9 protein-coding genes are annotated in these 10,284 nt (G+C 69.4%); 5 read left to right on the top strand and 4 right to left on the bottom strand.

The genetic code is table 11. The annotated features are described in order from the left end of the window. Positions 1–50: 50 nt before the first annotated feature. Positions 51–1,214, bottom strand: coding sequence for a M20 aminoacylase family protein (locus CCR87_RS09145; protein WP_201157220.1), 1,164 nt, complete (start codon positions 1,212–1,214; stop codon positions 51–53). Between the two features lie 3 nt (positions 1,215–1,217). Continuing rightward, positions 1,218–2,396: an acetylornithine deacetylase gene (argE, locus tag CCR87_RS09140; protein ID WP_201157219.1), complete on the bottom strand. Its 1,179-nt coding sequence runs from the start codon at positions 2,394–2,396 to the stop codon at positions 1,218–1,220. A gap of 219 nt (positions 2,397–2,615) precedes the next feature. Here argE and CCR87_RS09135 point away from each other — a divergent pair, with 219 nt between their 5' ends. The 5 genes from CCR87_RS09135 (at position 2,616) to CCR87_RS09115 (ending at position 8,451) form a co-directional block, all read left to right on the top strand. Further along, positions 2,616–3,653 carry an ABC transporter ATP-binding protein gene (locus tag CCR87_RS09135; protein ID WP_201157218.1) on the top strand — a complete coding sequence of 346 codons (1,038 nt, stop codon included), beginning with the start codon at positions 2,616–2,618 and terminating at the stop codon, positions 3,651–3,653. After that, the gene (locus CCR87_RS09130) at positions 3,646–4,722 is read left to right on the top strand and encodes an ABC transporter ATP-binding protein (protein ID WP_201157217.1); all 1,077 of its coding nucleotides are present in this window, start codon (positions 3,646–3,648) and stop codon (positions 4,720–4,722) included. The genes CCR87_RS09135 and CCR87_RS09130 overlap by 8 nt, the downstream gene beginning before the upstream one ends. Beyond that, positions 4,719–6,431 (top strand): peptide ABC transporter substrate-binding protein, encoded by a 1,713-nt coding sequence (locus CCR87_RS09125; protein ID WP_201157216.1) that lies wholly within the window; start codon positions 4,719–4,721, stop codon positions 6,429–6,431. Before CCR87_RS09130 ends, CCR87_RS09125 begins: the two co-directional genes overlap by 4 nt. 69 nt (positions 6,432–6,500) lie before the next feature. Next, positions 6,501–7,508 (top strand): ABC transporter permease, encoded by a 1,008-nt coding sequence (locus tag CCR87_RS09120; RefSeq protein WP_201157215.1) that lies wholly within the window; start codon positions 6,501–6,503, stop codon positions 7,506–7,508. Beyond that, on the top strand, positions 7,501–8,451 hold the full coding sequence (locus CCR87_RS09115; protein ID WP_201157214.1) for an ABC transporter permease: 951 nt from the start codon (positions 7,501–7,503) through the stop codon (positions 8,449–8,451). The genes CCR87_RS09120 and CCR87_RS09115 overlap by 8 nt, the downstream gene beginning before the upstream one ends. Before the next feature lie 4 nt (positions 8,452–8,455). Here the strand turns inward: CCR87_RS09115 and CCR87_RS09110 are convergent, their stop codons facing one another. Both CCR87_RS09110 and CCR87_RS09105 read right to left on the bottom strand, forming a co-directional pair. Beyond that, positions 8,456–9,157, bottom strand: coding sequence for a response regulator transcription factor (locus CCR87_RS09110; RefSeq protein ID WP_201157213.1), 702 nt, complete (start codon positions 9,155–9,157; stop codon positions 8,456–8,458). Continuing rightward, positions 9,154–10,284: hybrid sensor histidine kinase/response regulator (locus tag CCR87_RS09105; protein WP_201157212.1), on the bottom strand; the 1,131-nt coding region annotated here is incomplete at its 5' end. The genes CCR87_RS09105 and CCR87_RS09110, both read right to left, overlap by 4 nt.

Here is a 10,284-nt window from a genome sequence, read left to right as displayed (position 1 = left end):
TGGGGGGGGACGGCCCCGCCCCCCGGCCCCCGCCGCCGTGGCGTGCTGGCTCAGCCGGCGGGCATCCGCGTCTCCACCACCTCGGCCCACCACGAACAGCCCGCGGGGATGGCGCTGTCGTCGAAGTCATAGGCGGGATGGTGCACCATCGCGCTGTCGCCGTTACCGATCAGGATGTAGGCGCCGGGGCGTTCCTCCAGCATGAAGGCGAAATCCTCGCCGCCCATGACCATCGGCGCATCCGAACACGCCCCCGAGACGCGGCGCGCCGCCTCGGCGGCGAATCCGGTCTCGGTCTCGGCGTTCACCATCACCGGATAGTTCCGCTTGTAGGTCACCGTCGCGGTGGCCCCGAACGCCGCCGCCGTGCCCTCGGCCACCGCCTTCAGCCGCGCCTCGGTCAGGTCGCGCACGTCCGGGTCCATGGTGCGCACGGTGCCGCGCAGCTGCACCCGCTCGGGGATCACGTTGTGCGCCTCCGATTCGGTGCGGAACGAGGTGATCGAGACCACCACCTGCTTGGTGGGATCGACATTGCGGCTGGCGATGGATTGCAGCGCCACCACGATGTGGCTGGCCACCAGCGTGGTGTCGATGGTGTCATGCGGCTTGGCCGCGTGCCCGCCCAGCCCCTTGACGTCGATGGTCACCAGATCGGCGGCGGCAAAGAACGCGCCGGGCCGGATCGCGAACTGCCCCACCGGCAGGCCGGGCCAGTTGTGCATCCCGTAGACCTCCTGGATGCCGAAGCGCTCCATCAGGCGATCGTCGCACATCGCCTTGCCGCCGGCGCCGCCCTCCTCGGCGGGCTGGAAGATCACCACCGCCGTGCCGTCGAAGTTGCGCGTTTCCGCCAGGTAGCGCGCGGCACCCAGCAGCATGGCGGTGTGGCCGTCATGGCCGCAGGCGTGCATCTTGCCCGGGGTTTTCGAGGCATGCGGCAGGCCCGTGATCTCGGTCATCGGCAGCGCGTCCATGTCGGCGCGCAGCCCCACCACCCGGCCCGACCCGGTGGACCGGCCGCGGATCACCCCCACGACGCCGGTCTGGCCGATCCCCTCGACCACCTCGTCGCAGCCGAAGTCGCGCAGCTTCTGCGCCACGATGCCGGAGGTGCGGTGCGTGTCATACAGAAGCTCGGGGTTTTCGTGGAAGTCGCGGCGCCATTCGGCGATCTCGGGGGCCAGCTCGGCCAGGCGGTTGCGGATCGGCATGGGTCACTCCGTCAGTTGATCGATGATGCGGTCGATGAAGCGCGCGCCAGCCTCGAACTGCGCCACGCTGAGGTACTCGTCTGGCTGATGCGCCTGGGCGATATCGCCGGGCCCGCAGATCACGGTGGAATAACCGCCGGCCTGGAACTGGCCGCCCTCGGTGCCGTAGCTGACGGCGTGGGTGGCGTTGTCGCCGGTAACGCGGCGGACCAGCGCCTCGGCGGCGCCGCCCGCCTCGGGCTGGAGGGGGGGGAGGGTGTAGTATTTGTGCAACACGATGCGGGTGTCGGGGTGCACCGCCTGCATGGCGGCCTCGACGCGGGCGACCTCGGCCTCGAATGCGGCTTCCCAGTCCTCCACCCGCTCACCGGGGATGACGCGGAACTCGATGCAGAAGCGGCAGTGCCCGGCGGTGATGTTGCCCGCGGTGCCGCCGCGCACATGGCCCACATGCACGCTGGTCCAGGGCGGATCGAACGCCTCCGCCACCGGCCCCGGCCCGTGCTCGGCCACCCGGGCGACCGACGCCGCATTCTGCCGGTTGGCCCAGTCGATCAGCCGGGCCGCCTCCATCACCGCGCTGACCCCCTTGTGCAGCAGGGACGAATGCACCTCGTGGCCGCGCACCTCCACGTCGTACCCGGTACCGCCCTTGTGGCCGGTGACGACGCGCAGCATCGACGGCTCGCCCACGACCACGGCGCCCGCGCGCGGCAGGCGGGCCGACATCTCCGCGATCAGGTCGACGACGGCGAGGCAGCCGATCTCCTCGTCGTAGGACAGCGCCAGTTGCAGCGGCCGCTTCAGGTCGGCCGCCTGTGCGCGCGGCAGCGCCGCCAGCGCCAGCGCCGCGAACCCCTTCATGTCGCAGGTGCCGCGGCCGAACAGGCGCCCGCCGCGCTGTGTCACCGTCCACGGGTCCGAGGTCCACGCCTGCCCGTCCACCGGCACCACATCGGTGTGCGCCGACAGCATCACACCGCCCGGCACGTCGGGTCCGACCTGCACGAACAGATGCGCCTTGGTGCGGCTGCGATCCCAGACGCGGTGGCCACGCAGGCCCAGCCCCTCCAGATACTCCTCCACCCAGTCGATCAGCTCCAGATTGCTGTCGCGGCTGACGGTGGGAAAACTCACCAGCCGGTCGAGGATGTCACGCGCGCTGAGGTGTCTTTCGGCCATTCTGTCCGGTCCGACTGATCAATGATTGCGCACACTGCGGGCGCCCCGGACCGAGGTCAAGGCCCGCCCGGGCCCTGTCACGGGGCGGCGCATTTGTGTGAACAAGACGGTTGCGGGAATGTGCAAAAACGATTACACTCGGTTATTGACGGGCGGCTGATCGGCTGCCCTCGGAAAAAGCAAGACAAAACAAAGACAAGCAACGACAGGGGGTCCGGAATGCTCAACGGCGACGCGCCGGTTCTGGACGTGCGTGATCTCAAGACCGTGTTCCGCACGCGGGGCGGTGAGGTGCATGCCGTGAATTCGGTCAGCTTCCACCTTCGGCCCGGTGAACTTTTGGGCGTTGTGGGTGAAAGCGGCTCGGGCAAGTCGGTGACGATGATGTCGCTGATCGGCCTGCTGCCCTCGCCCCCCGCCGAGGTGCGCGGCGGGCAGGTGATGTTTGGCGGGCGCGACATCCTCAAGGCCAGCGCGGGCGAGTTGCGACGGCTGCGCGGGCGCGAGATCGGCTTCATCTTCCAGGACCCGATGACCAGCCTGAACCCGGTGTTCACCGTGGGCTTCCAGATCATGGAGCCGCTGCGCAAGCACATGGGGATGCGCCCCGAGGCCGCGCGGGTGCGCGCGGCGGAGCTTCTGGACCTCGTGGGGATCCCCGATGCGCGCAAGCGGCTGAAGGATTTCCCGCACCAGTTCTCGGGGGGGATGCGCCAGCGGGTGATGATCGCCATGGCGCTGGCCTGCGATCCCAAGGTGCTGATCGCCGACGAACCCACCACCGCGCTGGATGTCACCATCCAGGCGCAGATCCTCGAACTGGTGAAGGACCTGCGCAAGAAGCTCGGGATGGCGATCGTCTGGATCACCCATGATCTGGGCGTGATCGCGGGCATCGCGGACCGGGTGATGGTGATGTACGGCGGGCAGGTGGTGGAACAGGCCCCGGTGCGCGCGTTGTTCGCCGATCCGCGCCACCCCTACACCCGCGCGCTGTTGCAGACCGTGCCCAGCGTGCGCGGCGAGCGTGCGCCCAAGCTCAAGGTGATCGAGGGGCAGCCGCCGCTGCTGGGTGCCCACCCCACCGCCTGCCCGTTCCGGTTCCGCTGTGACAAGGCGCATGACCGCTGCGGCCGGGAAAACCCGCAGCGCCGGGTCGTGGGCGCGCCGGGGCATGACGTGGCCTGCCACTGGGACCCGGACGGCGCCGGCCTGGCGGCCGCGGGACTGACATCGGAGGGGGTGGTCAATGGCTGATCCGGCACGCGCCACGACCGAGCCGCTGGTCCAGGTCCGCGATCTGAAGATGCACTTTCCCGTCAGCCGGGGGCTGCTGGGCCGCAAGACCGGCGCGATCAAGGCCGTCGATGGCGTCAGCTTCGACATCATGCCGCGCGAAACCCTCGGCATGGTGGGCGAATCGGGCTGCGGCAAGTCCACCACCGGCCGCGCCGTGCTGCGGCTTTACGACATCACCGGCGGCTCCATCCGCATCAACGGCACCGAGATCGGGCAGATGTCCCAGTCGGCCCTGCGCAAGCACCGCCCGACGATGCAGATGGTCTTCCAGGACCCGCAGGCGTGCCTGAACCCGCGCATGACGCTGGCGGGCCTGATCGGCGAGCCGCTGGACGAGCACACCGGCTGGTCGCGCGCCCGCAAGCTGGAGCGGATCTACGAGCTGATGGACGCGGTCGGGCTGAACCGCAACTTCGCCAACCGCTATCCGCATGAATTCTCGGGCGGGCAGCGCCAGCGGATCGGGATCGCGCGGGCGCTGGCGCTGAACCCGAGCTTCATCGTGTGCGACGAACCCATCGCGGCGCTTGATGTGTCGATCCAGGCGCAGGTGGTCAACCTGCTGGAGGAATTGCAGGAAAAGCTGGGGCTGACGTATCTGTTCATCTCCCACGACCTCAGCATGGTGCGCCACATCGCGACGCGGGTGGCGGTGATGTACCTGGGCAAGGTGGTCGAGATCGCCCCGCGCGAGGCGCTCTATGCCGATCCGCTGCACCCCTACACCCAGGCGCTGCTGTCGTCGGTCCCCGATCCCGACCCCGAGACGGCGCAGCAGGTCAGGCGCATCATCCTCAAGGGGGACGTGCCGTCGCCCGCGAACCCGCCGCAGGGGTGCAACTTCTGCACCCGCTGCCCCGCCGTGATGCCGGTGTGCCGCGAGATCGAGCCCGAAACCCGCGAGGTCGCGCCGGGCCGCTTCGTGGCCTGCCACCTGCATGACGCATCCGTTCCGACATCCATTCCGACCGGGGGGCCAACCCCCGGCGGAGCGTCCACGACCAACCAACAAGGAGGTTCTTCATGAGACTCAAGGCGACCCTGTGGGGTGCCGCAGCCGCGCTGGCGCTGGTGCCGGCCGCAGCCATGGCCGAACGCGAGCGCGGCTCGTCGGGGCATCTCAACATCATCTACTGGCAGGCGGTGTCGACGATGAACCCGTTCCTGTCGGGCGGCACCAAGGAGATGAACGCCTCGTCGATCGTGCTGGAGCCGCTGGCGCGGTTCGATGCGGCCGGCGAGCTGGTCGCCTGGCTGGCCGAGGAGATCCCCACCCTCGACAATGGCGGCGTGAGCGAGGACCTCAAGACCATCACCTGGCGCTTGAAGGAGGGCCTGCTGTGGTCCGACGGCACCCCGGTGACGGCGGCGGACGTGGTGTTCACCCATGAATACTGCACCCACCCCGAGGGCGGCTGCTCCTACCGCGACCGGTTCGCGGGCATCGAGAGCGTGGTCGCCGAGGACGACCACACCGTCGTCATCACCTTCGAGGACGCCACCCCCAACCCCTACATCCCGTTCGTCGGTGCCGGCTCGCCGATCATCCAGCAGGCGCAGTTCCAGAACTGCCTCGGCGCCCGCGCGCCCGAGTGCACCGACGCCAACTTCGCCCCCGTCGGCACCGGCCCCTATGTCGTCACCGATTTCCGCCCCAACGACGTGATCCAGTTCGAGGCGAACCCGAACTATCGCGTGCCCACCCAGCCCTATTTCGCCACCATCACCTGGGCCGGCGGCGGCGATGCCACCGGCGCGGCCCGCGCGGTGTTCCAGACCGGCGAGATGGACTACGCCTGGAACCTGCAACTCGCGCCCGAGGTGATCGAGCAGATGCAGTCCGGCGGCCAGGGGGAGCTGCTGGTGGATTTCGGCCCGCTGATGGAGCGGATCGAGCTGAACTTCACCGACGTCTCGGCCGACCTGCCGGATGACGAGCGCGGCACCCGGATGCACCCGCACCCGATCCTGACGGACATCCGCGTGCGCGAGGCGCTCAGCCGCGCCATCGACCGCGAGCTGCTGACGGAAATCGGCTATGGCCCCACCGGCCGGGCAACCTGCAACTTCATCGTGGCCCCGCCGGCGATGGCGTCGCCCAACAACGACAACTGCCTGGTGCAGGACATGGACCGCGCCAACGAACTGCTGGACGAGGCGGGCTGGGAACGCGGCCCCGACGGCATCCGCACCAGGGACGGCATGCGGCTGGAGCTGCTGTTCAACACCTCCACCAACGCGGTGCGCCAGGACTTCCAGGCGCTGATCCAGCAGTGGTGGCGCGAGATCGGTGTCGACACCCGCCTGCGCAACATCGATGCCGGCGTGTTCTTCGGCTCCGACCCGTCCAGCCCGGACACCTATGTCAAGTTCTGGGCCGACGTGCAGATGTACGCCTCGCTGTTCGAGGGCACCGACCCCACCCCGCACCTGGAGCAGCGCCGCTGCGGGCGCGAGCCGCGCCCCGAGACCCAGTGGCCGGGCCAGAACATCAACCGCTACTGCAACCCCGAGTATGACGCGCTCTGGGCCGAGCTGAACCGCGAACCCGATCCCGAGCGCCGTCAGGAGCTGGTGATCGCGCTCAACGACATGTTCGTGCAGGACTTTGCGCATCTGCCGCTGGTCGCGCGCGGCCGGGTGTCGGCCAAGTCGACCGACCTCGGCGGCGTGGTCATGAACGTCTGGGACAGCGAGCACTGGAACCAGGCGGAGTGGTACCGCATCACCGAGTGACGCGGCGCGCCCGTCCCGCATCCGCGGGGCGGGCACCTTTGTTTTCCTTCCACTGGCAAGGCGCAGGCGATGCTCAACTTCACCATCCGCCGGCTGGTGATGGCGGTCCCGACCGTCATCATCATCAGCCTGCTGATCTTTCTTCTGCTGGACCTCGCGCCCGGCGATCCCACGGCGCAGTTGCCGCTGACCATCCCGCTGGAGGTGCGCGACGAAATCCGCCTGGCCCTGGGGCTGGGAGATCCGGTGATCGTTCGGTATTTCAAGTGGTTGCAGATGATGCTCGTGAACGAGCCGCTGCATGCGCTGGAACAGGTGACGGGCTGGAACGTCGCGCCGGACACCCAGCGCATCCTGTCGTGGCAGAGCCGATCGCCGGTGGGCGACATCATCGCACAGCGCATCCCGCAGACGCTGTGGGTGGTGGGCATGGGGTATCTGTTCGGCATCCTGATCGCGCTGCCGATCGGCATCATCTCGGCCTACAAGCAGTATTCCTGGTTCGACCAGCTGGGGACCTTCATCGCGATGGTGGGGTTTTCGGTGCCGGTGTTCTTTACCGGGGTGGTGCTGATCCTCGTGTTCTCGGTCTGGCTGGGGTGGTTTCCGTCGATGTACGACACCACGCTGCGGGTCACCGACTGGGACAGCTTCATGCGGCAGGTGCGCCAGATGGTGCTGCCGGTGTCGGTGCTGGCGCTGTTCAACGCCGCCCAGATCAGCCGGTTCATGCGCGCCTCGATGCTGGACAACCTGAACATGGACTATGTCCGCACCGCCCGCGCCAAGGGGCTGCGGGAACGCACGGTGGTCATGGTGCATGTGCTGCGCAATTCGATGATCCCGGTGGTGACGGTGATCGCGCTGGGGGTGCCGTCGGTGTTCTCGGGCGCCATCATCACCGAGACGATCTTTCGGGTGAACGGGCTGGGCGCACTGCTGATCAACGCGATCTATGCCAACGACATTCCGATGATCCAGACGCTGACCTTCATATTCGCGGTGCTGATCGTGCTGTTCAACCTGATCGCCGATGTCATCTATGGCATCCTCGACCCGAGGATCCGCTATGACTGATGTGTCCCGCCCCGAGGCCGAGGCCACAGCGGCCAAGCCCTTCACCCCGGACCAGGCGTTCCGGCCGCCGCGCAACCAGTGGTGGGACGTGTGGGACCAGTTCCGCAGCCACCGCGGCGCGCTGCTGGGCACGCTGGTGTTCGTGTTCATCATCCTGTTCGTGGGGATCGGCCCGTGGATCTGGCAGGTGGACCCGGGCTTCATCGATATCCGCTCGCGCAATCAGGGGCCGTCGTGGTCCAACCCGCTGGGCACCGACCAGCTGGGCCGCGACATGCTGGCGCGGATGATGTATGGCGGGCGGATCTCTGTCGCGGTCGGGCTGACGGCAATGTTCCTCGGGCTGCTGATCGGCACGCTGGTGGGGGTGCTGGCGGGGTATTTCCGGCGCGTCGATGGGATCCTGATGCGCACCACGGACCTGTTCCTGGCGCTGCCGCTGCTGCCGCTCCTGCTTGTGATGGTGCTGTTGTTCCGCGACATGCTGGCGCGCAACTTCGGCGAGGCGGCGGGCGTGTTCGTGCTGATCGTCGTGGCCATCGGCATCACCTCGTGGATGCAGACCGCGCGGATCGTGCGCGGCGACGTGCTGGCGCTGAAGGAGCGGGAGTATGTCCTGGCCGCGCGCTCCATCGGGACGCCGTCGCGGCGGATCGTGTCGCGCCACATCCTGCCGAATGTGCTGTCGCCGATCATGGTGTCAGCCACGCTGGGCATCGCGTCGGCCATCATCACCGAGAGCGCGCTCAGCTTCCTCGGCCTCGGGTTTCCGCCGGACTTCCCGACCTGGGGGCGGCTGTTGTTCGACGGCCGCGACTGGATCGAGCAGTACCCCGCCCGCGTGGTCTGGCCGGGGCTGTTCATCTCCTTGACGGTGCTGTCGGTGAACTTCATCGGCGACGGGCTGCGCGACGCGCTCGACCCGCGCATCCGGGGGCGCTGAGGGGTCAGTCCCAGGCGACCTCGGCCAGGAAGATGTAGCCCGCGCCATAGATCGTCTTGATCAGGCGCGGGTTGCGCGGGTCCTCGCCCAGCTTGGTGCGCAGCCGCGAGATCCGCACGTCCATCGCCCGATCGAAGCTTTCGCCGGCGGCGCCACCCAGCGCCTCCTGCATCTGCGCGCGGCTGATCAGGCGGTTGGGTGCTTCCAGGAACAGCCGCAGCACCTCGCCCTCGGCGTGGGAAAACGGGACCTCGCGGCCCGCGGCGTCGGTCAGCACATAGCGGTCGAACGCGGCGGTCCAGCCGGCGAACCGTGCGCGGGTGGCGGCGCGGGCGGGGTCGGCGCGGCCCCGGCGCAGGCGGGCGCGGACGCGGGCGACGACCTCGGCGGGCTCGAACGGCTTGATGATGTAGTCGTCGGCGCCCAGCTCCAGCCCGGTCACGCGGTCCTGCACCTGCGCGCGCCCCGAGATGATGATGATCGCGGCCCCGGATTCCAGCGCCAGCCGGTGCACCACCGCCAGCCCGTCGCGGTCCGGCAGGCCCAGATCCACCAGGCACACATCGGGCGCGGCGCGGCGCAGGGCGGCCTCGAACTCCGTCGCGCGGGCGTAGCAGGAGGTGCGGAAGCCCGCCTCCGCCAGCGCGCGGGCCAGCATGCGGCGGATTTCGGGCTCGTCGTCCAGGATGGCGATATGGGCGGTCATGCGGCCTCCACCGGCGCGAGAAAGGCCGCAAGCTCGGCGGCGCCGAAGGGTTTGGCCAGCAGCGCGAACTGCGCCGCCGCGCGCGCGCGCAGCGCATCGCCCGGCGGCAACGAGGTCATCAGCCGCAGATCCGCCCGGTGACCCGCGGCGCGCAGCCGTTCGGCCAGTGCCAGCCCCGTGTGCCCGCCCGGCAGGTTGATGTCGGACAGCACGAGATCGATCTCGGGCATGCCGGCCAGTTGCAGCGCCTCTTCGGCGCTGGTCGCCTCGATCACGCTGTGGCCCAGCGCGACCAGCATCTCGCGCACCCCGGCGCGGATCTCGTCGCTGTCCTCCACCAGCAGGATCAGCCGCGCGGGCGCTGTCCGCGCCGGGCGCAGCGGCAGGCGCAACGTCACCCGCGCGCCGCCCTCGGGACAGTTGGCCGCGCGCACCGTGCCCCCCGCCAGCTGCGTCTGGTCAAAGACCATCGCCAGCCCCAGCCCCGACCCGGCCCCGGCCTTGGTTGTGAAGAACGGATCGAACGCATGGCCCAGCGCATCGGCCGAGAACCCCGGCCCGGTGTCGGTCACGCCGATCTCCAGCCAGGTGTCGCGCACCGCGCGCGCGGCCAGGGTGATCGCGCCCTGTGCCCCCATCGCATCACGGGCGTTCAGGATCAGGTTGATCAGGCTGTCCTGCAACGCCCCGGGATCGAGCAGCAGCGGGCGCTCCAGCCCGGCCTCGCACACCACACGGAGGGTCATCCCCGCAGGCAGGCTGGGCGTGGCCAGGGTGCGCAGCTCGTCCAGGAACACCGGCAGCACCACCGCCCCGGGCCGCAGCGCGCGCGGCCCCGAGATCGCCGCCAGCCGGTCCAGCAGCCGCCCGCCCCGCCGCGCGGCGGCCACGGTGGCGCCCACCATCTCCTGCGCCTGGGGGCCCAGCGGCAGGCGGGCCAGCCGGTCCTGCAGGCCCAGGATGATCGTCAGCAGGTTGGAGAAGTCATGCGCCAGCCCCGAGGTCAGCTGCGCCGCCAGCTCGCGCTTGCGCGTCTGCGCCAGCGCGGCGCGGGCCTGGGCCTCTTCGGTGATGTCGGTGGACAGGATGTACACGCCACGCGGGCCGGGGCGGGCGATATCGGGGGG

Origin of the sequence: Rhodobaculum claviforme (assembly GCF_016653255.1) — a bacterium.
Lineage (GTDB): Bacteria > Pseudomonadota > Alphaproteobacteria > Rhodobacterales > Rhodobacteraceae > Rhodobaculum > Rhodobaculum claviforme.
The sequence above is the reverse complement of the archived record's forward strand: the minus strand, read 5'-3'. Positions and strand labels throughout refer to the sequence as shown.

Coding starts and splice junctions, on each gene's coding strand:
- CCR87_RS09145 (WP_201157220.1), bottom strand. CDS start 1,214: ATGCCGATCCGCAACCGCCTGGCCGAGCTGGCCCCCGAGATCGCCGAA.
- argE (WP_201157219.1), bottom strand. CDS start 2,396: ATGGCCGAAAGACACCTCAGCGCGCGTGACATCCTCGACCGGCTGGTG.
- CCR87_RS09135 (WP_201157218.1), top strand. CDS start 2,616: ATGCTCAACGGCGACGCGCCGGTTCTGGACGTGCGTGATCTCAAGACC.
- CCR87_RS09130 (WP_201157217.1), top strand. CDS start 3,646: ATGGCTGATCCGGCACGCGCCACGACCGAGCCGCTGGTCCAGGTCCGC.
- CCR87_RS09125 (WP_201157216.1), top strand. CDS start 4,719: ATGAGACTCAAGGCGACCCTGTGGGGTGCCGCAGCCGCGCTGGCGCTG.
- CCR87_RS09120 (WP_201157215.1), top strand. CDS start 6,501: ATGCTCAACTTCACCATCCGCCGGCTGGTGATGGCGGTCCCGACCGTC.
- CCR87_RS09115 (WP_201157214.1), top strand. CDS start 7,501: ATGACTGATGTGTCCCGCCCCGAGGCCGAGGCCACAGCGGCCAAGCCC.
- CCR87_RS09110 (WP_201157213.1), bottom strand. CDS start 9,157: ATGACCGCCCATATCGCCATCCTGGACGACGAGCCCGAAATCCGCCGC.